Origin of the sequence: Streptomyces sp. H27-C3 (assembly GCF_030063415.1) — a bacterium.
Classification (GTDB): Bacteria; Actinomycetota; Actinomycetes; order Streptomycetales; family Streptomycetaceae; genus Streptomyces.
On record NZ_JASITA010000032.1, the window covers coordinates 46,252 to 69,062 of the forward strand.

The following is a 22,811-nucleotide window of genomic DNA, read 5'->3' on the forward strand; positions in this document are numbered from 1 at the left end:
GTCTATGTCCCTACGGTCGCCAGAGCCAGGGGACCGCGTCCGCCCCGAGGCCCACCACGACCGGGCCCTTCGGCCCGAGGTGCAGCGCGGCTCCCTCCAGGGCGGCCGGGCCTGCCTTACGTCGTACCAGGCGCCCACCCGCGAGCAGCTGGACCCGCCCCTTGCCGTCCCGGCCCAGCAGGACGGGGCCCGAGGGGGCCGATACGGCGCCCACCGCGCCGTACCCGTCGAAGCGCAGGCGCCCCCGGCTGCCGCCGCCCACCCGTACCTTCGTCAGCCGGGCCGTCGCGGGCCGCCGGTAGACCAGGTCGATGCCGCCGTCCGGTGCGGCCAGGGCGGTGGGGGAGTCGCCGGGGGCGGGCAGCCCCGGCGCCGGGCGGGCCCGGACCGGCCTGCCCGGTGCGTTTTGCGTCCAGTGGTGCACGGCGTCGCGGCCGGCCGCGAACACATGGACGCGGCCTTCACTGTCGGCCACCGCCGCCAGGCCGTCCTGGATCTCGCCGCCGCCGAGGTCGCGCCAGGCGTCCCAGCGCCCGGCCGTGTCCCGGACGCGCGTACTGATGCCCTGGTCCGCGTTGCGTACGAAGAGATGGACGCGGCCGTCACCTGCCGTCACGGCGACGGGGGAGCCGATGCGCCGGCCGCGGTCCCGGTGCTTCTCCGGGTTGCCCAGGCCGGTCCAGGCGCCGAACTCCCCACCCGGCGTGCGCTGTTCGAGCAGCACGATCTCCCGGGTGTTGGCCGCGCCGTGGCCGGCCAGCGCGGCGAAGCGCAGCCCGAACAGCAGCTGCCTGCCGTCCTTCAGCGCCGCCGCGCCGAGTGCGGGGGCCAGCGGCCCGCCGCCCAGATCGTCCGGCGGACCCCATACGCCGCTGCCCGGCGCGGTCTCGCGGTGGCGTGCGACGCGCAGGCCGAGCACGCTGTAGGCCGTCAGCCGCCCGTCCGGCGCGGTGGAGACGGCGGGGCGGGCGCCCGGGTAGCGGTAGTGGGTGGAGCGGACCCAGCCCTTGCGGTTGGTGAGGGGGCGGTCGCCGCCGACGTTGTAGTCGCCGCAGCCCGCCGCGTTCCCGCACTCCCAGGCGGGATCGCCGCCGTACGGGACGAGGTGCGCGGCCTTCTCGCGCAGGACCTTGCCCGGCAGGTTCTTCGGCCAGTGGCGGTTGTAGTAGCCGCGGAAGGACGTGGCGACGAAGCCGGGCACGTCACCGCCGTCCTTGGTGGCCTCGGCGACCCGGCGGATCATCGCGGCCCAGGCGAAGGACGCGACGGCGGTGTGGTCCGCGTAGTCGGAGTAGCCGCGCTGCTCGCTGTCGCGGCGGCGGGTGGCCTCGTCGCTGTGCTGGATGTCGGGGTCGGGATCGAGGGTGTGCACCAGCGTGGGCCGGTAGTGCTCAAGCAGCCCCGCGAGTACGTCGATGAGCTCGTCGTAGTCGTACGAGCCGGCCTTCCGCAGCGGCGATTCGTCGGACACCACGGTCCGCAGCGAAAGCCCCCTGGCCTCCCACAGGCTGGGCAGGCCGAGGCGCCCCCACGAGGTGTGCATGCCAGATTGAGGAAGATCAGCTCCACCCGGCGGCCGTTGTGGGTGAGCGTGTTCAGCTCGGCCTTCCGCTCCCCGCGCAGCGTGGCGACGGACCGCTCCCACGGGGAGAACCGGGGGAGGCCGAGGAGGGTCGCGTACGCCTGTCGCAGTCCCTGATGCCGGGAGGAGGAGTACGCCGTCTTGTCCGCGGCGGGACGGGCCTCGCCGGGGCTCTTGTTGACCCCGTTGGCCTCGCCGGCCGTGACGTACACGCTGACCAGCGGGACTCCGGAGTCCAGCGTGCGCTGGGTGTCCGGGTTCATGAAGTACAGGTCGTCGTCCGGGTGGGCCAGGACCTGCAGCACCAGCGCGTGCCGGGAACGGGCGATCGGCTTGCCGGGCGCGGGATCGGCGGCGGGGGAGGTGCGGCGGGGCGCGGGCACGGAGCATGAGGCGAGAGCGGCGGCAGCGGTGGCCGCTGCGGAGGCGATGAGGGTGCGCCGGGCGGGCCCGGACGTGTGCACCTCTGGCGGGCATGCCCTCTGTTCGTTCGCGCTGGTCAACGCCGCTGCTCCGTCCGCTTCCCCCGCAGCGGTCGGTCCCTTTCGCTGCGTTCTGTGAAGCTTGACGAAGATTCGGCGGCAGAGGTTGCTTACGCGCGGTGGTGGGCGCTGGGGGTGACCCGCCGGGTCGCGCTCGTGGCGACCCGGCGGAGGCAGGTGCGGTGGCGGCCGTACTTACCCGGTGGTCGCGGGTGCGGTGAAGAGTTCGTCGGCGGAATTGACCGTGATCACGTGGTTGAGCCAGAGGTCCAGCGTGCTCAGGTGGGTGCAGTCGCGGATCCGTTGCACGGCGGCCTCGGAGACGGGGACGCCACGGGCGGCCAGTACCCGCAGCAGCGCGGTGGCCCTGCCCATGGCCCTGCCCATGGCCCTGCCCATGGCCCTGCCCATGGCCCTGCCTTTGGCTTCGCCATCGTCTTCGCCCCGGAGGAGATAGGGCTGTTCGGTTACCTCCGCACCGGCGAACAGTTCCTCGCCGGTGGCGGCTGTGATCGCAAGGTCGAACCAGTGGCGCAGGACATTGAGGTCGGTGCATTCGATGATCCGCCGCGAGTCCGCTCGGGAGATGAACACCCTGCGGCCGTCCAGCAGTCGCAGCACCGCATCGGACCAGGCGCGGACTTCACCTTGGGGCAGACCTTCCGCCTTACCCTCCAGGAACTTCTGCTCGACAATGGTTCCCCGGCCGGGGAAGAAGCTGCCGTTCACCGTCATCGCTCGGTGCTCTCCGCCCGGTCTGCTTCGGTGAACAGTTCGTCAGCGGTGGCGACGGTGATGACGAGGTCGAGCCAGCGGTCCAGGGTGTCGAGGTCGGTGCAGTCGGTGATCCGCTGTGCGGCAGCCTCGGAGACGGGGACACCACGGGCGGCCAGTAGCCGCAGGATCGACTTGGCCTCTCCCTTGGCCTCTCCCTTGGCTTCGCCATCGGCCTCGCCCCTGAGGTAGGTCTCCTCGACGAGGGTCCCGCGACCAGGGAAGTAGCTGGCTTTGTTCATCAGGTTCCTCCAGATGTCCCGTGCCGGGGTCGCCCCCAGGCCGACTTCCAGCATTTCCGCGTAGTAGTTGATGGAGTGCGGGTCCGAGCGCCCCAAAGCGGTCACCAGCGCCTTCAGTATGGCCGTGGTGTTCCGGCCTTTTCCATGTGTCATGGCCGAGAACGTGGCCAGCGTGAGATCGCGGGCCGCCTCGGCCGGATCGGTGATCATCGGTACGTTGTTGGGCCCGAGGACGAGAGGGTGGGTGCTCAGGGCTGTCCAGCCCTTCACTCCGACCCTGAAAGGTCCCGCCGCCCATTCGGCGGTGAACTCGTCCTGGCAGACGACCAGGAGAAGAGCCGGCATGTCGTACTTCGCCTGGAGAAAGGCGAGGTAGTACGTCCAGCTGGACCCTTTGTCCACGTCACGGCGGCCCTGCGCTTCGATTGCGAGCAGGAACCCTTCCTCCCCGGGCGGTTGAACGCGCAGCACGCTGTCCACGCGCCGTTCCAGGGGTCTGATCTCGGTGGCGTCCGGGGTGAGCACCTCGACGGATGGCTCGTCGGACAGGGGTACGCCCAGGATCCGGAAGACCGGCGCGAGGAGCTCGGGGCGGTCCTGGAAAATCCGGTGCCAGGCCTCATGCGATGAACTGACCATGTACGAGAACCTAGGCTCAGAAATGCCTCGGGCATTGACCTTTGGCATATGACCACTCGTGTGGGTGACCCCGATGGTCAGGGGGGACCTTCGACGGCGCTACGCGTAGCGCGGCAGGCCCTCGGTCGAGATCGTCCAGTCGCCGATGGTGACGTCCTCGCCGTAGACGAAGTCCTTGCGGGTGGCGTAGCGCGGCCCTTGCGCCGTCGGGTGGATCTCGGAGAGGACGGCGCCTGTGCCCGTGCGCGGGTCGAAGATCGCGTAGATGGGGATGCCGAGGAGGGGGTAGTCCCGCATCTTGCTCACCCAGTCGTTGTCCGGGTTGGAACGAGACACGATTTCGATGGCGGCGATGAGCGTACGGGGGTCGAAGGAGCCCTCGCCTTCCATGTCCTCCAGGGCGAGCACCATGACATCAGGGTGGCGTTTGATGCCCTCCGGCTCACTCTCCACATCGGGTGTGCCCGTGAACGCCCAGATCCCGTCCGGCATGGTCTTCTCCAGGCGGCGGCTGACCAGCCCGGCGGTGAACTCGTGAGGACGCCCCGGAGCCATCCTGTCGTGGACGATCCCTTCTTTGGTGATCTCGAATTTGCCGGGAAGGGAGTCCCGCATCTGATCGACGCTGTCGCGCATCGCCCGGTACTGGGGGCTGCCCTTTTGTGTGTTGTCCGGGGTGCTGGTCATGGCGTGCGCTCCTCGTCCGTGCCCAGGGGCAAGAGTCGTCACGTTCATGCTAGGCGGCCTCCTTGAGGTCGGGTCGGCAGTCGCGGCAGCGGCCCGGTGAAGGTGCGCGGAACGCTCGGTCGCAGTTGTCGCAGTTCTGGAGTGGGTCCGGGCGTGCCGGGGGCGGGGCCGTCGGCAGGAACGGTGGCATCAGCTCCGTGAGGCGGTAAGCGAGCAGGCCGGCCGGGTGTTGCAGGTCCTCCGGGACGGTCGCGGCCAGGGTCCGCTGTACGGCGCCGGGTCCGGCTCCGCCCTCCAGCCAGGCCTCGACGCCCGGAGCGAGGCGGCGTACGTCCCGTTCCGCCAGCAGTAGCCGGGGGTCGTGCCGGTGCAGGTCCGTGAGCAGGCCCACCGCCGTGTGGTGTCGCGCGGGGTCGGACGAGCGTGGCTGGGGGAGCGGGCGCGCTGCGGCTTCTCGGGGGGCGGCGGGCGGCCGGGGTGCCGGGGGCTCGGGCGCTGCCCGTTCGGTGGGCTCCGCGCCCGGCTGGTTGTACGACACCGTGCGCGTGACGACCTTGCCGCTGGGGAGGCGCTCGCGGGTGCGTTCCAGGTAGCCGTACGACTCCAGCTCCCGCAGCGCGGCGGCGATGCGGTGCTCGCTCTCCGGGAAGCGGGCCGTCAGGAGCTTGATGCCGATCCGGGCGCCGACCGGCAGCGACTGGATGTGGACGGCGAGCCCGATCGCGAGGAGTGACAGCTCGCGGTGCTGGGCCAGGTGGTTGCCGACGACGGTGTAGCGGCTGCTGTGCCGGACATTGACGTGAACAACACCGGATCGGGGGCCGCCACCGGGATCGGCGGACGATGCGCGCGAGGGCGCGTTAAAGTGCTTCGAAGCCATCGGGAAGGTATCGCTTCCTCGTTGGTCAGGCCCTCGATCGGGATGCCAGTCCCGGCCGGGGGCCGTCGCATGTCTGTGGTGGTCGAGCCGAGCATATGCCCGGCAACCGGCAGGAAATCCAGCCCAGTTGCCACAGATCACCCGTGTGAGTGACGGGAGGCTGGAGGGGTTGGTAGGAGTATTTTCCCCTCCGGGATTTAAAGAACTACATGTCGTGGGTCACCAGGTCGCGGACAACCGGGTCGCGGCTGTTGCGATCCGGTGGGCAGGTCGATTTCCGCCCATACGGTCTTGCAGGGAGCGGGCCCCTCAGTCACTCCCCAGCGATCGGCGAGCGCCTCGACCAGCAGCAGTCCACGCCCCGACTCACCCTCGGCCGGCTCCTGCGCAGGCGCGGGCATGCGGTCGCCGCGCGGATCGATCACCTCGATACGCAGTACGTCGTCGCCCACGACGGCCAGCGTGAGCCGGAAGTCCCGCCCCGGCAGATGCCCGTGCAGCGCGGCGTTGGCCGCCAGCTCGGCGATGACGTGCGCGGGTGCCTCCAGGGGCAGCCCCCAGGCGCGCAGCTCCTCGACCGCCAGCAGCCGGGCGAGCCGGGCGCCCCGGCGGGTGGCGGAGAGCTGGATGGCGAACTGCCGGGTGCCGGTGCCGGGTTGGGTGAGTTCTCGGTTCATGTCACTCAGCGTGGCCGCGCGTGCGTACCGTGAACAGTGATGACGCGCTTGCGTACGGTGACTGTCCAGCGCTTGTCCGGCGTTGTCCGGGCTGTCCGGGGTGACCTGTTGGGTACGCACAGGCGTTGAGGATGGGCTGCACGTCGGAGGTGGGCGCGGGATGAGCGTGGACGGTACGGAGCGCGGGGACGGCGGGGCGGACGAGCCCGGCTGGGACGTGGACCCGGACGACGAGTCGGGAGCGGCGGTCGTCGCGGCGGTGGGCCGCCAGATCAAGGTCTGGCGCGAGGCGGCGGGGCTGCGCGCGACGGAGTTCGGCACGGCGATCGGGTACGGCGAGGACCAGGTCTACAAGGTGGAGGGCGGGAAGAGGATCCCCCGGCCGGAGTTCCTGGACAGGGCGGACGAGGTCCTGGGCGCGGGCGGGAAGCTGGCCGCGATGAAACGGGATGTGGCGGAGGTCCGGTACCCGAAGAAGGTGCGCGAGCTGGCGAAGCTGGAGGCGCAGGCGGTTGAGCTGGCGGCGTACGGGAACCACAACATTCACGGGCTCTTGCAGACGCGGGAGTACGCGCAGGCATTGTTCGGGATGCGTCGCCCTGCTTTCGCGCGCGACGAGGTGGAGAGGCTGGTGGCTGCTCGGGTGGCTCGACAGTCCATTTTCGAACGATCACCTGCTCCGGAACTGAGCTTTGTTCAGGAAGAGGTGACGCTACGCCGCTCTCTCGGGGGCAGAATGGTGCTGCGTCAGCAGCTCGAACGCCTCTTGGAACTAGGGCGGTTGCGGAACGTTGAGCTCCAGGTGATGCCGACTGCCCGTGCCGACCACGCTGGCATGGGCGGGGAGATGCAGGTACTGAAGTTCGGCGACGGTTCGGCGGTAGGGCGCTCCGAGGGGGACTTCGGCAGTCGCCCCGTCTCCGACCCGAAACACCTCCGGATCATTGAGCTGCGGTGTGGCATCATCCGGGCTCAGGCGCTCCCACCAGGGGAATCGCTGGCCTTTGTTGAGCAAGTGCTGGGAGAGACATGATCCGCAAGACCTCTGCCGGGGGCACCTCCGAGCTGGAGTGGTTCAAGAGCAGCTATAGCGATAGCAGCAACAGCAATGAGTGCGTCGAGGTCGCTGCTGCCCCTGGCTCGGTCCACGTTCGCGACTCCAAGAACCTGCTCGGCCCCCGCCTGGCCTTCGCTCCCGGAGCGTGGGCCGGCTTCATCTCGTACGCCTCTGAGGAGTGACCACGATGACGCCGCTGGAGTGGTTCAAGAGCAGCTACAGCAGCAGCAGCGAGGGTGACTCCTGTGTTGAGGTGGCGACCGCCCCCGGCTCGGTCCACGTCCGCGACTCCAAGAACCCGCCTGGTCCGCGCCTGGCCTTCGCTCCCGCAGCCTGGGCAGGATTCATCTCGTACGCCTCAAGCGAGTGACCATGACGACGACGTCACTGAAGTGGTTCAAGAGCAGCTACAGCGACAGCAGCAACAGTAATGAGCCCTTCTCGGTAACGGCTCGTGACGGTTTGTGATCTTCGTTCAGGTGATGCGTCCGGTTTCCAGCTGGAGCAGGACGAGGGCTGCGCGGGCGATTCTGGTGATGCTGCTTGGTCGAGGCTGACCCTGTGCAGGGCCTTGAAGGTGACCTTGAGCAGGGAGTCGGCCCGTTCGGCGACGCCGTGGATGCCACGGATGACCTTGTGAACGTCTGCTGCTTGGTGGTGAGTTCGCGCCCCTGGGGCTTCTTGGCCGGGTGCCGGAATCCGGGGCCTGCGTTCTCGTAGCCCAAGTCGGTCAGGGTGGGGATGCCCAGGGTGGTCGCGAGTCGGTCGAGGCCGTCGATCAGGCCGTGGTGGCGGGCGCAGGTGGTGTCGTGCTCGCGGCCGGGACGTACCGGCGAGACCCAGATCGGCCAGCCAGCAGGAGCAGAGATGACCTGGACGTTGCCGCCGTGGTGTTGGTGTTTTCCCGACCACCAGAGGTCGGCCTTATGGGGGCCGGGGGCAGCGACGCGGTCGGTGCGGATGACGGTGCCGCCCAGGTTGAGGTGGGTGTATCCGGCGGCCGCTGCCCGCTCCAGGGCGGTGGACAGGTCCGGGGCGTGATCGGCCAGCACGGTCAGCCCCTCGTGGAGGTAGCGGTAGGCAGTCGGGATCGATATCCCGTCGTCCCGGGCGAGTTGGGACAGTCGCGCGCCGTCGATGAACCACCGCAGCACGAGCATGGCCTGCTTGAAGACGCCCAGGGAGCGAGTGCCCTTGCGGGTTCCGAGCCGATCGCGATACCCGTGCGGGAGCCGGGTCAAGGTCTCGGCTGTCTCCTCCGTGCCATGGCCGGAGACGTCGTCGGTCGGTTTCCCGGGGTCGGCCGCCTGCTCAGTGGGCGGCATGACCGTGATGCGTGTGGTGTCAGTCATGGGGCAAGAATGGCGGAGTGCGCGTCCTCTGGTCCGGCGTGCCGGTTGTCGGCGCCGAAGACGCCGACGTTGGTGACCGTGCCACCCGACATGGCGGCGGGCGAGGTCTTGCCGTCCCGGGCTGTGGTGATCAAGTTGCCCAGCGCGGCCGAGAGTTCCGGCAGCGCCATGGTGTGGGCGTCCTTGATGTTCGGGACATCGGGCCGCGCGGTGTCGCCGCCGCGATGCCCAGGTTGACGTACCGCTTGTGCACGATCTCAGCAAACCTGCACATCGCATACGCGCGAGAGACACAGCACCTAACGGGATCTCAGTTCTCCCGGGAGCGTCAAACCTTAAGCGCAGGTATGTCCGATCTGAATTGACGACAGCAACTGCCATAAGAACCGGATCCAATGGATCATGTGAAGGAGTCGTCGCCATCCAGTGGGCGAAGCTGCACGTCAGCACATTGTGGCAGTCGAATATCAGGGAACTCGGGTGGCCGGGGAGGCTGTTGGCATGATTTCATCTGGCGCTATGCGGGAGTTGCACATTCCGGTTCTCGGCTCCCGGGCGCCGGGCTACCGCTGAGCTGGCCAGATCGGACTGATCCGGGATAAATCTCGGATCAGTCAAGGCGGTCGGCAGTTATTCACGACACCCATAACGAACAAGGGATACACCCTCATGCGTAACGACTTCACCGCCCAGGTCGAGACCCGCGAGATCGCCGACACCGACCTGGACAACGTGTCCGGCGGATTCGCCGGTGCCAGTGCCTCGGCCCTCGGCTTCGGCGCCTCTGTCGGCGTCGGCGACGTTGTTGGGACTGCCGAATCCATCGTGCCCGCTTCGCAGCTGACCGGCCTCGCCACAGTGACGACCGCCGGCATCTGACGGAGACGTTTGGTACCAGGCGTCATTGCCGGGAGCGTCACTCAACCCACCGGCATATCTGAATGCCAGTAGGGTCGCCAGGTCCCCGTCCTCGGCGGTCGGCGGCGGCGTGATCCGGGACCGGCGACAGGCCGTCCCCGGGCGGGTCCGGTGGGTGGGGCCTTCCCTGCCGCCGGGTGCGGGCGCGTCTCGCGGGCTGCGCCTACGGGACGGGGGCTGGCGGCGCGGCCGACAGGTGACCACGGCGACCTTCACCGAGTGAGTGGTGGGAGAGACGTGATCCGCGAAACCGCAGCCGAGAGCCCCTCCGAGCTGGAGTGGTTCAAGAGCAGCTACAGCAACAGCGGCGAGAGTGACTCCTGCGTGGAGGTGGCCACCACTCCCCACGCGATCCACGTCCGCGACTCCAAGCCCCCGGCTGGCCGTCGCCCCGACCGCCTGGGCCCGTTTCCTCTCGTACGCCGCCAAAACCTGACCCGTATGGACCATGGGGTACGCTTTCTCGCCCCGATTGGCGCCCGCGCTGACCCATATGGCACACTGTTCAGGTTGCTCGGTTGAGTGCCGATGCTGCGCGTCTCCCGTCGGGAGGACCGGAAGCTAGTCCCACAGTACTCGTCGTCCCAACTGCCCTCTGGGCAGCGCTGGGGCGGACGTACGGGAATCTTTCGGGAAGCGTCAGCGGGGTGCAGACCAGGCTCCCGGTGGGTGTTCTGCCCCCGACGCTCTTCATTGAGCACTGCGCGGTCTTCGGCCCCGCACCCCCTTGGTTGGGATCTTCTTCGGGAGATTTTCGTAGAGGGGATGCGACACGCCCGACCGCGTGGGTCGGTCCAGAACAGCGGTTTTCGGAATACGGACTCTGAAAAGCGTCAGACCCTCGGGATCCAGGGCGTGACGAAAGACAGGACTACGAAGTAGCCATGGCGGGACAGAAGATCCGCATCCGGCTCAAGGCCTACGACCACGAGGTCATCGATTCCTCGGCGAAGAAGATCGTCGAGACGGTGACGCGTACTGGTGCGTCGGTCGCGGGCCCGGTGCCGCTTCCCACTGAGAAGAACGTGTACTGCGTCATCAAGTCGCCGCACAAGTACAAGGACGCGCGCGAGCATTTCGAGATGCGCACCCACAAGCGCCTGATCGACATCCTCGACCCGACGCCCAAGACCGTTGACTCGTTGATGCGCCTGGACCTTCCGGCCGGCGTTGACATCGAGATCAAGCTCTGAGAGGCGCGGGAACGATGGCAAAGCAGATTAAGGGAATCCTGGGCGAGAAGCTCGGCATGACCCAGGTCTGGGACGAGAACAACCGGATCGTTCCGGTGACCGTCGTCAAGGCTGGGCCCAATGTCGTGACCCAGGTCCGCACGAATGACCGCGACGGCTACGAGTCGGTCCAGATCGCCTTCGGCGAGATCGACCCTCGCAAGGTGAACAAGCCCCTCAAGGGCCACTTCGCCAAGGCCGATGTGACCCCGCGCCGCCACATGGTGGAGCTCCGGACCTCCTTCGCCAGCGAGTACTCGCTCGGCCAGGAGATCACTGCCGATCTGTTCGAGTCCGGCGTCAAGGTTGACGTCACGGGCAAGAGCAAGGGCAAGGGCTTCGCCGGTGTCATGAAGCGTCACAACTTCAAGGGCGGCCCCGCATCCCACGGTGCCCACCGTATGCACCGCAAGCCCGGCTCGATCGGTGGCTGCGCCACCCCGGGTCGCGTCTTCAAGGGCATGCGCATGGCAGGCCGTATGGGTAACGAGCGCGTCACCACCCAGAACCTGACCGTGCATGCCGTTGACGCGGAGAAGGGCCTGCTCCTGATCAAGGGAGCGGTTCCTGGTCCCAACGGTGGCCTCGTCCTGGTCCGTACCGCGGCCAAGGGGGTTTGAGGAACCGATGAGCACCATTGACATCCTTTCGCCGACTGGCGACAAGACCGGGACCGTCGAGCTCCCCGCGGAGATTTTCGACGCCAAGGTCAGCATTCCGCTGATCCACCAGGTCGTAGTCGCTCAGCTGGCAGCTGCCCGTCAGGGCACGCACAGCACGAAGACTCGCGCCGAGGTCCGAGGCGGCGGCCGCAAGCCGTACCGCCAGAAGGGCACCGGCCGCGCCCGTCAGGGTTCGACCCGTGCGCCGCAGTTCGTTGGCGGTGGCGTCGTACACGGCCCGCAGCCGCGTGACTACTCGCAGCGGACCCCCAAGAAGATGAAGGCCGCCGCGCTTCGCGGTGCCCTCTCCGACAGGGCCCGCAACGCTCGTATCCACGTCGTCACCGACGTGGTCGAGGGTGTTGCTTCCACGAAGGCCGCAAGGTCCCTGCTTGGCAAGATCAGCGAGCGTAAGAACGTGCTCCTGATCGCCGAGCGTTCCGACCTGGCCGCGTGGCAGTCCGCCCGCAACCTGCCCCAGGTGCACCTCCTGGCGCCGGGCCAGCTGAACACGTACGACGTGCTCGTCTCGGACGACGTGGTCTTCACCAAGGCCGCTTTCGAGTCCTTCGTGTCTGGCCCCAAGGCCGTTGAGACCGAAGGGAGCGAAGCCTGATGGCTACGCGACACCCGAGCATTGCTTCCAAGGCGGCCAAGGCTGCCAAGGTCGCCCGTAACGCCAAGGCGCGCCGGGAGACGGTAGCTTCCGAGCCCGTCCCGCCGAGCAAGGCCTTCACGGACCCGCGTGACATTCTTGTCAGGCCGGTTGTGTCCGAGAAGAGCTACGCGCTCCTGGACGAGAACAAGTACACGTTCATCGTCTCGCCCGGCACCAACAAGACCCAGATCAAGGAAGCCGTTCAGGCGGTCTTCTCGGTCAAGGTCACCGGGGTCAACACGATCAACCGGCAGGGTAAGCGCAAGCGGACCAAGACCGGTTTCGGCAAGCGCGCTGACACCAAGCGCGCCATCGTGACCCTCGCCGAGGGCGACCGTATCGACATCTTCGGCGGCCCGACCTCCTGACGGAGGTCGAGTCGTCCGGAATCGGACGAGGACTGAGAAATGGGAATCCGCAAGTACAAGCCGACTACGCCGGGCCGCCGTGGCTCCTCCGTAGCCGACTTTGTCGAGATCACGCGGTCCACGCCGGAGAAGTCGCTGGTTCGCCCGCTGCACAGCAAGGGCGGCCGTAACAACGCCGGTCGGATCACCGTTCGCCACCAGGGTGGCGGACACAAGCGTGCCTTCCGAGTGATCGACTTCCGTCGGCACGACAAGGACGGCGTGCCGGCCAAGGTCGCGCACATCGAGTACGACCCGAACCGCACCGCGCGCATCGCGCTGCTCCACTACGTGGACGGCGAGAAGCGTTACATCCTGGCTCCGGCCAAGATGACGCAGGGCGACAAGGTCGAGAACGGCGCCGGCGCAGACATCAAGCCCGGCAACAACCTGCCGCTGCGCAACATCCCGGTGGGTACGACCATCCACGCCATCGAGATGCGTCCCGGCGGCGGAGCGAAGATTGCCCGTTCCGCGGGTGCTTCGGTCCAGCTGCTGGCGAAGGAAGGCGCTATGGCGCACCTTCGTATGCCGTCGGGCGAGGTCCGTCTGGTCGACATCCGCTGCCGCGCCACCATCGGCGAGGTCGGCAATGCCGAGCAGTCGAACATCAACTGGGGCAAGGCCGGCCGTATGCGCTGGAAGGGCGTTCGCCCGACCGTTCGCGGTGTGGCGATGAACCCGGTCGACCACCCGCACGGTGGTGGTGAGGGCAAGACTTCAGGTGGTCGCCACCCGGTCAGCCCGTGGGGTCAGAAGGAGGGTCGTACTCGCTCGCCGAAGAAGGCATCGAGCAAGTACATCGTCCGCCGCCGCAAGTCGAACAAGAAGCGCTAGGAGCGGGTTTAGATGCCGCGTAGTCTCAAGAAGGGGCCCTTCGTCGACGGACACCTCATCAAGAAGGTGGACGTCCAGAACGAAGCTGGCACCAAGACCGTTATCAAGACCTGGTCCCGGCGCTCGATGATCATCCCGGCAATGCTGGGTCACACCATCGCGGTGCACAACGGCAAGATCCATATCCCGGTGTTCGTCACCGAGTCCATGGTCGGCCACAAGCTCGGCGAGTTTGCGCCGACCCGCACCTTCCGCGGCCACGTCAAGGACGACCGCAAGACGAAGCGCCGCTAAGGCGGGGTGCGAAGACTATGAACGACACCGAAGGGACAACCATGGAAGCCAGGGCCCAGGCGCGGTACATCCGCGTCACGCCCATGAAGGCCCGCCGCGTGGTGGACCTTATTCGTGGCATGGATGCCACGGATGCTCAGGCAGTCCTGCGTTTCGCCGCGCAGGCCGCGAGCGTGCCGGTCGGCAAGGTGCTTGACAGCGCCATCGCCAACGCCGCACACAACTACGACCACACGGACGCCAAGTCGCTGGTTATCAGCGAGGCGTACGTGGACGAGGGCCCGACCCTGAAGCGCTTCCGTCCGCGTGCGCAGGGCCGTGCCTACCGGATCCGCAAGCGGACCAGCCACATCACCGTGGTCGTCAGCAGCAAGGAAGGAACCCGGTAATGGGCCAGAAGGTAAACCCGCACGGGTTCCGCCTCGGCATCACCACGGACTTCAAGTCGCGGTGGTACGCCGACAAGCTGTACAAGGACTACGTCAAGGAAGACGTCGCCATCCGCAGGATGATGACGTCCGGCATGGAGCGCGCCGGCATCTCGAAGGTTGAGATCGAGCGCACCCGTGACCGTGTGCGTGTGGACATCCACACCGCGCGTCCGGGCATCGTCATCGGCCGCCGTGGCGCCGAGGCCGACCGCATCCGCGGCGACCTCGAGAAGCTCACGGGCAAGCAGGTGCAGCTGAACATCCTCGAGGTCAAGAACCCCGAGATGGACGCGCAGCTGGTTGCTCAGGCCGTTGCCGAGCAGCTCTCCTCCCGTGTCTCCTTCCGTCGCGCCATGCGTAAGAGCATGCAGGGCACGATGAAGGCCGGCGCCAAGGGCATCAAGATCCAGTGCGGCGGTCGCCTCGGCGGCGCCGAGATGTCCCGGTCGGAGTTCTACCGCGAGGGTCGTGTGCCCCTGCACACGCTCCGCGCGAATGTGGACTACGGCTTCTTCGAGGCCAAGACGACCTTCGGTCGTATCGGCGTGAAGGTCTGGATCTACAAGGGCGACGTCAAGAACATCGCCGAGGTCCGCGCCGAGAACGCCGCGGCCCGTGCGGGTAACCGCCCGGCCCGTGGTGGCACCGGCGGGGGTCCCGCCGGTGGCGGCGACCGTCCGGCCGGTGGCCGTGGCGGAGCCCGCGGTGGCGAGCGTGGCGGCCGCGGCCGCAAGCCGCAGCAGTCCGCGCCGGCAGCGGAGGCCCCCAAGGCCGACGCTCCCGCCGCAGCTGCTCCGGCTGAGAGCACTGGAACGGAGGCCTGACCGACATGCTGATCCCTCGTAGGGTCAAGCACCGCAAGCAGCACCACCCCAAGCGCAGCGGTATGGCAAAGGGTGGCACTGAGGTCGCATTCGGTGAGTACGGCATCCAGGCGCTGACGCCGGCATACGTGACGAACCGCCAGATCGAGGCTGCTCGTATCGCGATGACCCGCCACATCAAGCGTGGCGGAAAGGTCTGGATCAACATTTATCCGGACCGCCCCCTGACGAAGAAGCCTGCCGAGACCCGCATGGGTTCCGGTAAGGGTTCTCCCGAGTGGTGGATCGCGAACGTCAAGCCCGGTCGTGTGATGTTCGAGTTGTCCTACCCGAACGAGAAGATTGCTCGTGAGGCGCTCACCCGCGCTGCTCACAAGCTTCCGATGAAGTGCCGGATTGTGCGGCGCGAGGCAGGTGAGTCGTGATGGTGGCCGGTACGAAGGCGACTGAGCTGCGCGAGCTGAACGACGAGGACCTCGTCGCGAAGCTTCGTGAGGCCAAAGAAGAACTGTTCAACCTCCGCTTCCAGGCGGCGACCGGGCAGCTCGAAAATCACGGCCGGCTCAAGTCCGTCCGTAAGGACATCGCCCGGATCTACACCCTGATGCGTGAGCGCGAGCTGGGCATCGAGACGGTGGAGAGCGCCTGATGAGCGAGAAGACTGTGACTGAGACGAACGCGAACGAGCAGCGCGGCTTCCGCAAGACCCGTGAGGGCCTTGTGGTCAGCGACAAGATGGACAAGACCGTCGTCGTCGCTGTCGAGGACCGTGTCAAGCACGCTCTGTACGGCAAGGTCATCCGCCGTACGAACAAGCTCAAGGCACACGACGAGGCCAACGCCGCGGGTACCGGCGACCGTGTTCTCCTGATGGAGACCCGGCCGCTGTCCGCCACGAAGCGCTGGCGCGTCGTCGAGATCCTCGAGAAGGCCAAGTAGTAATTCCTGAGCCTTCCGGCTCAGGTCAGTTCCGCCAGGCTCGGTGAGGGGCGCTCCGCAAGGAGCCCCCTCGCCGGGAACCGGCAGACGATCAGGAGATAGACGTGATCCAGCAGGAGTCGCGACTTCGTATCGCCGACAACACGGGTGCGAAGGAAATTCTCACCATCCGTGTTCTCGGTGGCTCGGGTCGCCGCTACGCGGGTATCGGCGATGTCATTGTCGCCACCGTCAAGGACGCGATCCCCGGTGGCAATGTGAAGAAGGGTGACGTCGTCAAGGCGGTCATCGTTCGCACTGTCAAGGAGCGTCGCCGTCCCGACGGCTCGTACATCCGCTTCGACGAGAACGCCGCCGTCATTCTGAAGAACGACGGCGACCCTCGCGGCACCCGTATCTTCGGCCCGGTTGGCCGTGAGCTGCGCGAGAAGAAGTTCATGAAGATCATCTCTCTCGCGCCGGAGGTGCTGTAAGCATGAAGATCAAGAAGGGCGACCTGGTTCAGGTCATCACCGGTAAGGACAAGGGCAAGCAGGGCAAGGTCATTCTGGCCGTCCCCCGCGAGAACCGCGTCCTGGTCGAGGGTGTCAACCGGGTCAAGAAGCACACGAAGGCCGGCCAGACCGCTCGCGGTTCGCAGACCGGTGGCATTGTGACGACCGAGGCTCTGGTCCACGTCAGCAACGTGCAGCTGGTTGTTGAGAAGGACGGCAAGAAGGTCGTCACTCGCGTCGGCTTCAGGTTTGACGACGAGGGCAACAAGATCCGCGTTGCCAAGCGGACCGGTGAGGACATCTGATGACTACCACCACCGCACCGCGCCTCAAGCTGCGCTACCGCGAGGAAATCGCGGGCAAGCTGCGTGAAGAGTTCTCCTACGAGAACGTCATGCAGATCCCCGGCCTCGTCAAGATCGTGGTCAACATGGGTGTGGGCGACGCCGCCCGCGACTCCAAGTTGATCGATGGCGCCATTCGCGACCTCACCACGATCACCGGCCAGAAGCCTGCTGTCACCAAGGCCCGGAAGTCCATCGCGCAGTTCAAGCTGCGCGAGGGTCAGCCGATCGGCTGCCACGTCACCCTCCGCGGTGACCGCATGTGGGAGTTCCTGGACCGTACGCTGTCGCTCGCGCTTCCGCGTATCCGTGACTTCCGTGGTCTGTCGCCGAAGCAGTTCGACGGCCGTGGCAACTACACCTTCGGTCTCACGGAGCAGGTCATGTTCCACGAGATCGACCAGGACAAGATCGACCGGGTCCGGGGCATGGACATCACCGTGGTCACCACGGCGACCAATGACGACGAGGGCCGTGCCCTCCTTCGTCACCTCGGCTTCCCGTTCAAGGAGAACTGACCGTGGCGAAGAAGGCTCTGATCGCTAAGGCGGCCCGCAAGCCCAAGTTCGCTGTGCGCGCGTACACGCGTTGCCAGCGATGCGGCCGGCCGCACTCCGTCTACCGCAAGTTCGGCCTGTGCCGCGTGTGCCTTCGTGAGATGGCCCACCGTGGCGAGCTGCCGGGCGTGACCAAGAGCTCCTGGTAGTCAGTACTGCCCTTTGGGCGTACTGAATACCTCGTGCTCTCGGTAAGTATCTGGTCGGTGGGAGCCCTCCTCCGCATGCCGTAGGCTTGTGGGGTTGGGCGCCTGCCGCCCTGACCGACTTACTACGCCGTAGGTCCCCGCGCCGCACCCGTCCTGCCTCTGAGTAGGGAGAAGGATGGCGCATACAGGAAACCCCGGCGAGAGAGGCCGAAGGCCACTACATGACCATGACTGATCCAATCGCGGACATGCTCACGCGTCTGCGTAACGCGAACTCGGCGTACCACGACACCGTGGGTATGCCGCACAGCAAGATCAAGTCGCACATCGCGGAGATCCTCCAGCAGGAGGGCTTCATCACCGGCTGGAAGGTCGAGGACGCCGAGGTTGGCAAGAACCTCGTTCTCGAGCTGAAGTTCGGCCCGAACCGCGAGCGTTCGATTGCCGGCATCAAGCGCATCTCGAAGCCGGGTCTGCGTGTATATGCGAAGTCCACCGGCCTGCCGAAGGTTCTGGGCGGCCTGGGAGTGGCGATCATCTCCACTTCCCACGGTCTCCTGACCGGCCAGCAGGCAGGCAAGAAGGGCGTAGGTGGGGAAGTCCTCGCCTACGTCTGGTAGTCGGGAACGGAGGAAAAGCTAATGTCGCGAATCGGCAAGCTCCCCATCCAGGTTCCCGCCGGTGTGGACGTCACCATCGATGGCCGCACGGTCGCGGTGAAGGGCCCGAAGGGTTCCCTCTCGCACACCGTCGCCGCGCCGATCGAGGTCTCCAAGGGCGAGGACGGCGTTCTCAACGTCGTTCGTCCGAATGACGAGCGTCAGAACAGGGCCCTCCACGGCCTGTCCCGCACGCTGGTGGCGAACATGATCACCGGCGTGACCGCGGGATACAGCAAGGCGCTCGAGATCAGCGGTGTGGGTTACCGCGTCCAGGCGAAGGGCTCCAACCTGGAGTTCGCGCTCGGATACAGCCACCCCATCGTTATCGAGGCTCCCGAAGGCATCACCTTCAAGGTCGAGTCGCCCACGAAGCTCAGCGTCGAGGGCATCGACAAGCAGAAGGTCGGCGAGGTCGCCGCTAACATCCGCAAGCTGCGGAAGCCCGACCCGTACAAGGCCAAGGGCGTCAAGTACGCCGGCGAAGTTATCCGCCGCAAGGTCGGAAAGGCGGGTAAGTAAGCCATGGCATACGGTGTAAAGATTGCCAAGGGCGACGCGTACAAGCGCGCCGCCATCAAGCGCCGCCACATCCGCGTCCGCAAGCACGTCTCCGGTACGCCGGTACGTCCTCGCCTGGTCGTGACCCGCTCCAACCGCAACATCGTGGCTCAGGTCATCGACGACATCGCGGGCCACACGCTCGCGTCGGCGTCGACCCTGGATGTCTCGATCCGCGGCGGCGAGGCGGACAAGAGCGCCAAGGCTCAGCAGGTCGGCGCGCTTGTCGCCGAGCGTGCGAAGGCTGCCGGCGTCGAGACCGTCGTGTTCGACCGTGGTGGCAACAGGTACGCAGGGCGCATTGCCGCTCTGGCTGACGCCGCCCGCGAAGCCGGGCTGAAGTTCTAAGCCCCGGTTCCGGGACTGGACGTAACAGAGAGAGGTAAATCCAATGGCTGGACCCCAGCGCCGCGGAAGCGGTGCCGGTGGCGGCGAGCGGCGGGACCGGAAGGGTCGCGACGGTGGCCCTGCCGAGAAGACCGCTTACGTTGAGCGCGTAGTCGCGATCAACCGCGTTGCCAAGGTTGTCAAGGGTGGTCGCCGCTTCAGCTTCACCGCGCTGGTCGTGGTGGGCGACGGTGACGGCACCGTAGGTGTCGGATACGGCAAGGCCAAGGAAGTTCCCGCGGCCATCGCCAAGGGCGTTGAAGAGGCGAAGAAGACCTTCTTCAAGGTTCCGCGTATCCAGGGCACCATCCCCCACCCGATCCAGGGTGAAAAGGCTGCGGGCGTCGTACTGCTCAAGCCGGCGTCCCCCGGTACCGGCGTTATCGCCGGTGGCCCGGTGCGTGCCGTGCTCGAGTGCGCCGGCGTTCACGACATCCTGTCGAAGTCGCTCGGTTCGTCGAACCCGATCAACATCGTGCACGCGACCGTGGCGGCCCTGCAGGGTCTGCAGCGTCCCGAGGAGATCGCGGCTCGCCGTGGTCTGCCCCTCGAGGACGTCGCCCCCGCGGCTCTGCTTCGTGCACGTGCTCTGGGAGCGGGTTCGTAATGGCCCGCCTCAAGATCACGCAGACGAAGTCGTTCATCGGTAGCAAGCAGAACCACCGCGACACCCTGCGTTCGCTCGGGCTCAAGCGCCTGAACGACACGGTTGTCAAGGAGGACCGTCCCGAGTTCCGCGGCATGGCTAACACCGTCCGCCACCTCGTTACGGTTGAGGAGGTCGACTGACATGGCGGAGAACAACCCGCTGAAGGTCCACAACCTCCGGCCTGCCCCGGGCGCCAAGACCGCCAAGACCCGTGTGGGTCGTGGCGAGGCGTCCAAGGGTAAGACCGCGGGTCGTGGCACCAAGGGCCAGAAGGCCCGTACGCAGGTTCCGGAGCGCTTCGAGGGCGGGCAGATGCCCCTCCACATGCGCCTCCCGAAGCTCAAGGGCTTCAAGAACCCGTTCCGCACCGAGTACCAGGTCGTGAACCTGGAGAAGCTCGGCGCTCTCTACCCCGAGGGTGGAGAGGTCACGGTGGCCGACCTGGTCGCCAAGGGCGCGGTTCGCAAGAACCAGCTCGTCAAGGTGCTCGGCGCCGGCGAGATCACCGTGGCGCTGCAGGTGACGGTTGACGCCGTCTCCGCTTCCGCCAAGGAGAAGGTCGCCGCTGCCGGCGGCACGGTCACCGAGCTCATCTAGTCGGCGACCGACAAGCACGGCATTGAAGCCTGGTTGGCTGCCCATCCGCTCTGCGGTGGGCAGCCGGCCAGGCTTTTTTCATGCCCTGCGCGAACCGGTGCGCGGGGCCGGTCCATGGCCGACGGGCGCTGCCGGTACGTGACTTCCTGCTCGCGGATTTACCGCCCCGGGTATCGGCGGTATATCCCGCCGGACACAACGGGCGGTTATCCGGGCGGTTATCCGGTTGTTTTCGGGGCGGGCAAATGAACTGCCGTACCGAGTAATGCGGCGGTAAATTGACCGACGGATACGCGCCGGGTGCGCGACGGTGACGCGGTGGACTCGATCGGCGGAGCAGGCATCTCGCGCCGGACTTGCCGCCGATGTCCGGACATCACGGTCGTAATGGAGGCCAACTCCCGGCGGTCCGGGGACGGCGGCCGGAGTTTTCCGGCCACGCGCAAAAGCGGGGGAGTGGCGAAAGGCGGGGTGGCCGTCAACCGAATGATGACGCGATGCCCCGACCGTGCCGGGTGGTCCTCGGTGGTCCCGGAGTTCACCGGCGGTGGGGGTGGCGGCAGCGCTGTTGTCGCCCGTGGTTCGGTGAGGACGGCGGCCGAACTGCCCGTCCCGGCCCCGGGACGGGGTCGTGCGCCGACTGACTCATGGCCGCCGACTGGAGTTCGTGCCCGGCGTTGTTAGAGTTCCCAGGATCAGTTGTGGCTATGCTGGCCCCTCTGTGTGTGTGTCCGCTGCGGTGCGTGGCAGGACGCTGCGCAACGGCCCAGAGCCGTGGCCCTGTATTCGACGAGCCCTTCCACATAAGAAGTGGGAGGGGCAGGAGGCACCGTGCTCACCGCGTTCGCCCGGGCGTTCAAGACCCCCGACCTGCGTAAGAAACTGCTCTTCACGCTCGGCATCATCGTGCTGTATCGGCTCGGCGCCCATATCCCGGTCCCCGGGGTCAGTTACAAGAGCGTGCAGCTCTGCCTTGACCAGGCCCAGTCGGGCAACAACCTGCTCGGTCTGGCGAATCTGTTCAGCGGTGGTGCACTGCTGCAGATCACGATCTTCGCGCTCGGCATCATGCCGTACATCACGGCGAGCATCATTCTTCAGCTGCTGACCGTAGTGATCCCCCGGCTGGAAGCCCTCAAGAAGGAGGGGCAGACAGGTACGGCGAAGATCACTCAGTACACGCGTTACCTGACGGTGGCGCTCGCCATCCTCCAGGGCACCGGCCTGGTGGCGACCGCCCGTACCGGCGCACTGTTCAGCGGCTGCCCAGCCGCTTCCAACATCGTGCCCGACAAGTCGATCTTCACCACCCTGGTGATGGTGGTCACCATGACCACCGGAACTGCCGTGGTGATGTGGCTCGGTGAGCTCGTCACCGACCGCGGCGTCGGCAACGGCATGTCGATCCTGATGTTCATCTCGATCGCCGCCGGCTTCCCCGGCGCCCTGTGGGCCATCAAGAAGAAGGGCGATCTGGCCGGTGGCTGGATCGAGTTCGGCGTGGTCATGCTCGTCGGCTTCGCGATGGTGGGCCTCGTGGTCTTTGTGGAACAGGCGCAACGCCGGATTCCGGTGCAGTACGCGAAGCGGATGATCGGCCGGAAGTCCTATGGCGGTACGTCCACCTATATCCCGTTGAAGGTCAACCAGGCCGGTGTGATCCCGGTCATCTTCGCCTCGTCGCTGCTCTACATCCCGATGCTCATCGTTCAGTTCGGCGGTGGCAGTGGAAAGTCCGGGTGGGCGACCTGGGTTCAGCTGCACTTCGTGGACGGCAAGCCGCTCTACATCGCGGTGTACTTCTTCTTGATCGTGTTCTTCGCCTTCTTCTATGTGGCGATCTCGTTCAACCCCGAGGAAGTTGCCGACAACATGAAGAAGTATGGTGGCTTCGTCCCGGGTATCCGGGCCGGTCGACCTACTGCTGAGTACCTGAGCTACGTGCTCAACCGGATCACTTGGCCGGGCTCGCTGTATCTGGGCCTGATTGCTCTTGTGCCGACGATGGCGTTGGCGGGCTTCGGCGCGAACCAGGACTTCCCGTTCGGCGGGACAAGCATCCTCATCATCGTGGGTGTGGGCCTGGAGACCGTGAAGCAGATCGAGAGCCAGCTCCAGCAGCGCAATTACGAAGGGTTCCTCCGCTGATGCGAATCGTCCTCGTCGGGCCGCCAGGTGCCGGCAAGGGAACGCAGGCTGCGTTCCTTGCCAAGAACCTGTCGATCCCGCACATCTCCACGGGCGACCTCTTCCGCGCCAACATCAGCCGGGGCACTGCCCTCGGCAAGCAGGCGAAGGCGTACATGGACGCCGGGAACCTGGTGCCGGACGAGGTCACCATCGGGATGGCCAAGGACCGCATGGCCCAGCCGGACGCCGCGAACGGCTTCCTGCTGGACGGCTTCCCGAGGAACGTCTCGCAGGCCGTGGCGCTCGACAAGGCGCTGGCGACGGACGGCCAGAAGCTGGACGCCGTGCTGGACCTTGAGGTCCCCGAGGACGAGGTCGTGAAGCGGATCGCGGGTCGCCGCATCTGCCGCAACGATTCGGCTCATGTCTTCCACGTGACGTACACCCCGCCCAAGAAGGAAGGCGTCTGCGACGTCTGCGGCGGCGAGCTGTACCAGCGCGGGGACGACAGCGAGGAGACGGTACGCCGTCGCCTGGAGGTCTACCACAGCGAGACCGAGCCGATCATCGACCACTACAAGGCGCAGGACCTGGTGGTCACCATCTCCTCGATGGGCAAGGTCGACGAAGTGACGCGGCGCGCGATGGACGCACTGAAGAAGTCGTCCAACGCGCACTGATCAAGCTATGAGCAGTACGACGGTTACGGC

General features: G+C 66.7%; 32 protein-coding genes and 4 pseudogenes. 28 read left to right on the plus strand and 8 right to left on the minus strand.

The annotated features are described in order from the left end of the window. Window positions 1-10 precede the first annotated feature (10 nt). The 6 genes and pseudogenes from QMK30_RS27560 to QMK30_RS27585 all read right to left on the minus strand — a co-directional run bounded on the left by QMK30_RS27560 (window position 11) and on the right by QMK30_RS27585 (window position 5,963). Window positions 11-2,085, minus strand: a pseudogene (locus QMK30_RS27560) (PIG-L family deacetylase). A 174-nt stretch (window positions 2,086-2,259) separates the two neighbouring features. Beyond that, window positions 2,260-2,799, minus strand: coding sequence for a hypothetical protein (locus QMK30_RS27565; RefSeq protein WP_283521042.1), 540 nt, complete (start codon window positions 2,797-2,799; stop codon window positions 2,260-2,262). After that, window positions 2,796-3,719 (minus strand): hypothetical protein, encoded by a 924-nt coding sequence (locus QMK30_RS27570; protein ID WP_283521043.1) that lies wholly within the window; start codon window positions 3,717-3,719, stop codon window positions 2,796-2,798. The genes QMK30_RS27565 and QMK30_RS27570 overlap by 4 nt, the downstream gene beginning before the upstream one ends. A gap of 99 nt (window positions 3,720-3,818) precedes the next feature. After that, window positions 3,819-4,406, minus strand: coding sequence for a Uma2 family endonuclease (locus QMK30_RS27575; RefSeq protein ID WP_283521044.1), 588 nt, complete (start codon window positions 4,404-4,406; stop codon window positions 3,819-3,821). 49 nt (window positions 4,407-4,455) lie between these two features. Continuing rightward, entirely contained in the window at window positions 4,456-5,286 is an 831-nt protein-coding gene (locus tag QMK30_RS27580; protein ID WP_283521045.1) for a helix-turn-helix domain-containing protein, read from the minus strand. A gap of 197 nt (window positions 5,287-5,483) precedes the next feature. Then, on the minus strand, window positions 5,484-5,963 hold the full coding sequence (locus QMK30_RS27585) for an ATP-binding protein (RefSeq protein WP_283521046.1): 480 nt from the start codon (window positions 5,961-5,963) through the stop codon (window positions 5,484-5,486). Window positions 5,964-6,123: 160 nt separating this feature from the next. On the opposite strand from QMK30_RS27585, the gene QMK30_RS27590 reads away from it, so the two are divergent. From QMK30_RS27590 to QMK30_RS27600, 3 genes are read left to right on the plus strand one after another with little or no spacing between them, the layout of a single operon-like run. Continuing rightward, window positions 6,124-6,996: a helix-turn-helix domain-containing protein gene (locus QMK30_RS27590; protein ID WP_283521047.1), complete on the plus strand. Its 873-nt coding sequence runs from the start codon at window positions 6,124-6,126 to the stop codon at window positions 6,994-6,996. Next, window positions 6,993-7,202, plus strand: coding sequence for a DUF397 domain-containing protein (locus QMK30_RS27595; RefSeq protein WP_283521048.1), 210 nt, complete (start codon window positions 6,993-6,995; stop codon window positions 7,200-7,202). Before QMK30_RS27590 ends, QMK30_RS27595 begins: the two co-directional genes overlap by 4 nt. 5 nt (window positions 7,203-7,207) lie before the next feature. Then, window positions 7,208-7,390 (plus strand): DUF397 domain-containing protein, encoded by a 183-nt coding sequence (locus QMK30_RS27600; protein WP_283521049.1) that lies wholly within the window; start codon window positions 7,208-7,210, stop codon window positions 7,388-7,390. 105 nt (window positions 7,391-7,495) lie between these two features. Here the strand turns inward: QMK30_RS27600 and QMK30_RS27605 are convergent. Then, a pseudogene (locus QMK30_RS27605) lies at window positions 7,496-8,261 on the minus strand (HARBI1 family protein). Between the two features lie 113 nt (window positions 8,262-8,374). After that, window positions 8,375-8,631: pseudogene (locus tag QMK30_RS27610) on the minus strand (2-oxo acid dehydrogenase subunit E2); the annotation flags it as partial. Window positions 8,632-9,041: 410 nt separating this feature from the next. On the opposite strand from QMK30_RS27610, the gene QMK30_RS27615 reads away from it, so the two are divergent. The 25 genes and pseudogenes from QMK30_RS27615 (at window position 9,042) to QMK30_RS27735 (ending at window position 22,781) form a co-directional block, all read left to right on the plus strand. Further along, complete coding sequence (locus QMK30_RS27615) at window positions 9,042-9,251, plus strand: hypothetical protein (RefSeq protein WP_283521050.1); 210 nt, start codon at window positions 9,042-9,044, stop codon at window positions 9,249-9,251. 276 nt (window positions 9,252-9,527) lie between these two features. Further along, window positions 9,528-9,726: pseudogene (locus tag QMK30_RS27620) on the plus strand (DUF397 domain-containing protein). Window positions 9,727-10,174: 448 nt separating this feature from the next. Next, a complete protein-coding gene (gene rpsJ / locus QMK30_RS27625) occupies window positions 10,175-10,483 on the plus strand; it encodes a 30S ribosomal protein S10 (RefSeq protein WP_014054162.1) in 309 nt (102 codons plus the stop codon). 14 nt (window positions 10,484-10,497) lie between these two features. Continuing rightward, a complete protein-coding gene (gene rplC, locus QMK30_RS27630; protein ID WP_283521051.1) occupies window positions 10,498-11,142 on the plus strand; it encodes a 50S ribosomal protein L3 in 645 nt (214 codons plus the stop codon). A gap of 7 nt (window positions 11,143-11,149) precedes the next feature. Continuing rightward, window positions 11,150-11,800: a 50S ribosomal protein L4 gene (gene rplD, locus QMK30_RS27635; RefSeq protein ID WP_283521052.1), complete on the plus strand. Its 651-nt coding sequence runs from the start codon at window positions 11,150-11,152 to the stop codon at window positions 11,798-11,800. Beyond that, window positions 11,800-12,210 (plus strand): 50S ribosomal protein L23, encoded by a 411-nt coding sequence (gene rplW, locus QMK30_RS27640; protein ID WP_283521053.1) that lies wholly within the window; start codon window positions 11,800-11,802, stop codon window positions 12,208-12,210. Before rplD ends, rplW begins: the two co-directional genes overlap by 1 nt. 39 nt (window positions 12,211-12,249) lie before the next feature. Next, window positions 12,250-13,086 carry a 50S ribosomal protein L2 gene (gene rplB, locus QMK30_RS27645; RefSeq protein WP_283521054.1) on the plus strand — a complete coding sequence of 279 codons (837 nt, stop codon included), beginning with the start codon at window positions 12,250-12,252 and terminating at the stop codon, window positions 13,084-13,086. A 12-nt stretch (window positions 13,087-13,098) separates the two neighbouring features. Continuing rightward, a complete protein-coding gene (gene rpsS / locus QMK30_RS27650; protein WP_283521055.1) occupies window positions 13,099-13,380 on the plus strand; it encodes a 30S ribosomal protein S19 in 282 nt (93 codons plus the stop codon). Window positions 13,381-13,421: 41 nt separating this feature from the next. After that, window positions 13,422-13,769: a 50S ribosomal protein L22 gene (rplV, locus tag QMK30_RS27655; protein ID WP_283521083.1), complete on the plus strand. Its 348-nt coding sequence runs from the start codon at window positions 13,422-13,424 to the stop codon at window positions 13,767-13,769. Next, the gene (gene rpsC, locus QMK30_RS27660) at window positions 13,769-14,635 is read left to right on the plus strand and encodes a 30S ribosomal protein S3 (protein ID WP_283521056.1); all 867 of its coding nucleotides are present in this window, start codon (window positions 13,769-13,771) and stop codon (window positions 14,633-14,635) included. The genes rplV and rpsC overlap by 1 nt, the downstream gene beginning before the upstream one ends. A 5-nt stretch (window positions 14,636-14,640) precedes the next feature. Continuing rightward, window positions 14,641-15,060, plus strand: a complete 420-nt coding sequence (gene rplP / locus QMK30_RS27665) for a 50S ribosomal protein L16 (RefSeq protein ID WP_119286204.1) — start codon at window positions 14,641-14,643, stop codon at window positions 15,058-15,060. Beyond that, window positions 15,060-15,284 (plus strand): 50S ribosomal protein L29, encoded by a 225-nt coding sequence (gene rpmC, locus QMK30_RS27670; protein WP_138894199.1) that lies wholly within the window; start codon window positions 15,060-15,062, stop codon window positions 15,282-15,284. The genes rplP and rpmC overlap by 1 nt, the downstream gene beginning before the upstream one ends. Further along, on the plus strand, window positions 15,284-15,574 hold the full coding sequence (gene rpsQ / locus QMK30_RS27675) for a 30S ribosomal protein S17 (RefSeq protein WP_283521057.1): 291 nt from the start codon (window positions 15,284-15,286) through the stop codon (window positions 15,572-15,574). Before rpmC ends, rpsQ begins: the two co-directional genes overlap by 1 nt. A gap of 104 nt (window positions 15,575-15,678) precedes the next feature. Further along, complete coding sequence (gene rplN / locus QMK30_RS27680; protein ID WP_073768975.1) at window positions 15,679-16,047, plus strand: 50S ribosomal protein L14; 369 nt, start codon at window positions 15,679-15,681, stop codon at window positions 16,045-16,047. A 2-nt stretch (window positions 16,048-16,049) separates the two neighbouring features. Then, entirely contained in the window at window positions 16,050-16,373 is a 324-nt protein-coding gene (gene rplX, locus QMK30_RS27685) for a 50S ribosomal protein L24 (RefSeq protein WP_283521058.1), read from the plus strand. Beyond that, window positions 16,373-16,930, plus strand: a complete 558-nt coding sequence (gene rplE / locus QMK30_RS27690) for a 50S ribosomal protein L5 (RefSeq protein ID WP_028812366.1) — start codon at window positions 16,373-16,375, stop codon at window positions 16,928-16,930. Before rplX ends, rplE begins: the two co-directional genes overlap by 1 nt. A gap of 2 nt (window positions 16,931-16,932) precedes the next feature. Further along, window positions 16,933-17,118, plus strand: coding sequence for a type Z 30S ribosomal protein S14 (locus QMK30_RS27695; RefSeq protein WP_004571834.1), 186 nt, complete (start codon window positions 16,933-16,935; stop codon window positions 17,116-17,118). A gap of 221 nt (window positions 17,119-17,339) precedes the next feature. Continuing rightward, on the plus strand, window positions 17,340-17,738 hold the full coding sequence (gene rpsH / locus QMK30_RS27700; protein ID WP_283521059.1) for a 30S ribosomal protein S8: 399 nt from the start codon (window positions 17,340-17,342) through the stop codon (window positions 17,736-17,738). A gap of 21 nt (window positions 17,739-17,759) precedes the next feature. Next, window positions 17,760-18,299: a 50S ribosomal protein L6 gene (gene rplF, locus QMK30_RS27705; RefSeq protein ID WP_283521060.1), complete on the plus strand. Its 540-nt coding sequence runs from the start codon at window positions 17,760-17,762 to the stop codon at window positions 18,297-18,299. A 3-nt stretch (window positions 18,300-18,302) separates the two neighbouring features. Beyond that, window positions 18,303-18,686 carry a 50S ribosomal protein L18 gene (rplR, locus tag QMK30_RS27710; RefSeq protein ID WP_283521061.1) on the plus strand — a complete coding sequence of 128 codons (384 nt, stop codon included), beginning with the start codon at window positions 18,303-18,305 and terminating at the stop codon, window positions 18,684-18,686. Window positions 18,687-18,729: 43 nt separating this feature from the next. Beyond that, window positions 18,730-19,332, plus strand: a complete 603-nt coding sequence (rpsE, locus tag QMK30_RS27715; protein WP_283521062.1) for a 30S ribosomal protein S5 — start codon at window positions 18,730-18,732, stop codon at window positions 19,330-19,332. After that, entirely contained in the window at window positions 19,332-19,514 is a 183-nt protein-coding gene (gene rpmD / locus QMK30_RS27720) for a 50S ribosomal protein L30 (protein ID WP_283521063.1), read from the plus strand. Before rpsE ends, rpmD begins: the two co-directional genes overlap by 1 nt. 1 nt (window position 19,515) lies before the next feature. Next, window positions 19,516-19,971, plus strand: a complete 456-nt coding sequence (gene rplO / locus QMK30_RS27725) for a 50S ribosomal protein L15 (RefSeq protein ID WP_283521064.1) — start codon at window positions 19,516-19,518, stop codon at window positions 19,969-19,971. Between the two features lie 831 nt (window positions 19,972-20,802). Next, on the plus strand, window positions 20,803-22,119 hold the full coding sequence (secY, locus tag QMK30_RS27730) for a preprotein translocase subunit SecY (protein ID WP_283521065.1): 1,317 nt from the start codon (window positions 20,803-20,805) through the stop codon (window positions 22,117-22,119). Next, entirely contained in the window at window positions 22,119-22,781 is a 663-nt protein-coding gene (locus QMK30_RS27735) for an adenylate kinase (protein WP_283521066.1), read from the plus strand. Before secY ends, QMK30_RS27735 begins: the two co-directional genes overlap by 1 nt. The last annotated feature ends 30 nt before the right edge of the window (window positions 22,782-22,811 follow it).

Bases quoted from the DNA above. Each gene is read 5' to 3' on its own strand.
- QMK30_RS27565 (WP_283521042.1), bottom strand. From the start codon at position 2,799: ATGACGGTGAACGGCAGCTTCTTCCCCGGCCGGGGAACCATTGTCGAG.
- QMK30_RS27570 (WP_283521043.1), bottom strand. From the start codon at position 3,719: ATGGTCAGTTCATCGCATGAGGCCTGGCACCGGATTTTCCAGGACCGC.
- QMK30_RS27575 (WP_283521044.1), bottom strand. From the start codon at position 4,406: ATGACCAGCACCCCGGACAACACACAAAAGGGCAGCCCCCAGTACCGG.
- QMK30_RS27580 (WP_283521045.1), bottom strand. From the start codon at position 5,286: ATGGCTTCGAAGCACTTTAACGCGCCCTCGCGCGCATCGTCCGCCGAT.
- QMK30_RS27585 (WP_283521046.1), bottom strand. From the start codon at position 5,963: ATGAACCGAGAACTCACCCAACCCGGCACCGGCACCCGGCAGTTCGCC.
- QMK30_RS27590 (WP_283521047.1), top strand. From the start codon at position 6,124: ATGAGCGTGGACGGTACGGAGCGCGGGGACGGCGGGGCGGACGAGCCC.
- QMK30_RS27595 (WP_283521048.1), top strand. From the start codon at position 6,993: ATGATCCGCAAGACCTCTGCCGGGGGCACCTCCGAGCTGGAGTGGTTC.
- QMK30_RS27600 (WP_283521049.1), top strand. From the start codon at position 7,208: ATGACGCCGCTGGAGTGGTTCAAGAGCAGCTACAGCAGCAGCAGCGAG.
- QMK30_RS27615 (WP_283521050.1), top strand. From the start codon at position 9,042: ATGCGTAACGACTTCACCGCCCAGGTCGAGACCCGCGAGATCGCCGAC.
- rpsJ (WP_014054162.1), top strand. From the start codon at position 10,175: ATGGCGGGACAGAAGATCCGCATCCGGCTCAAGGCCTACGACCACGAG.
- rplC (WP_283521051.1), top strand. From the start codon at position 10,498: ATGGCAAAGCAGATTAAGGGAATCCTGGGCGAGAAGCTCGGCATGACC.
- rplD (WP_283521052.1), top strand. From the start codon at position 11,150: ATGAGCACCATTGACATCCTTTCGCCGACTGGCGACAAGACCGGGACC.
- rplW (WP_283521053.1), top strand. From the start codon at position 11,800: ATGGCTACGCGACACCCGAGCATTGCTTCCAAGGCGGCCAAGGCTGCC.
- rplB (WP_283521054.1), top strand. From the start codon at position 12,250: ATGGGAATCCGCAAGTACAAGCCGACTACGCCGGGCCGCCGTGGCTCC.
- rpsS (WP_283521055.1), top strand. From the start codon at position 13,099: ATGCCGCGTAGTCTCAAGAAGGGGCCCTTCGTCGACGGACACCTCATC.
- rplV (WP_283521083.1), top strand. From the start codon at position 13,422: ATGGAAGCCAGGGCCCAGGCGCGGTACATCCGCGTCACGCCCATGAAG.
- rpsC (WP_283521056.1), top strand. From the start codon at position 13,769: ATGGGCCAGAAGGTAAACCCGCACGGGTTCCGCCTCGGCATCACCACG.
- rplP (WP_119286204.1), top strand. From the start codon at position 14,641: ATGCTGATCCCTCGTAGGGTCAAGCACCGCAAGCAGCACCACCCCAAG.
- rpmC (WP_138894199.1), top strand. From the start codon at position 15,060: ATGGTGGCCGGTACGAAGGCGACTGAGCTGCGCGAGCTGAACGACGAG.
- rpsQ (WP_283521057.1), top strand. From the start codon at position 15,284: ATGAGCGAGAAGACTGTGACTGAGACGAACGCGAACGAGCAGCGCGGC.
- rplX (WP_283521058.1), top strand. From the start codon at position 16,050: ATGAAGATCAAGAAGGGCGACCTGGTTCAGGTCATCACCGGTAAGGAC.
- rplE (WP_028812366.1), top strand. From the start codon at position 16,373: ATGACTACCACCACCGCACCGCGCCTCAAGCTGCGCTACCGCGAGGAA.
- rpsH (WP_283521059.1), top strand. From the start codon at position 17,340: ATGACCATGACTGATCCAATCGCGGACATGCTCACGCGTCTGCGTAAC.
- rplF (WP_283521060.1), top strand. From the start codon at position 17,760: ATGTCGCGAATCGGCAAGCTCCCCATCCAGGTTCCCGCCGGTGTGGAC.
- rplR (WP_283521061.1), top strand. From the start codon at position 18,303: ATGGCATACGGTGTAAAGATTGCCAAGGGCGACGCGTACAAGCGCGCC.
- rpsE (WP_283521062.1), top strand. From the start codon at position 18,730: ATGGCTGGACCCCAGCGCCGCGGAAGCGGTGCCGGTGGCGGCGAGCGG.
- rpmD (WP_283521063.1), top strand. From the start codon at position 19,332: ATGGCCCGCCTCAAGATCACGCAGACGAAGTCGTTCATCGGTAGCAAG.
- rplO (WP_283521064.1), top strand. From the start codon at position 19,516: ATGGCGGAGAACAACCCGCTGAAGGTCCACAACCTCCGGCCTGCCCCG.
- QMK30_RS27735 (WP_283521066.1), top strand. From the start codon at position 22,119: ATGCGAATCGTCCTCGTCGGGCCGCCAGGTGCCGGCAAGGGAACGCAG.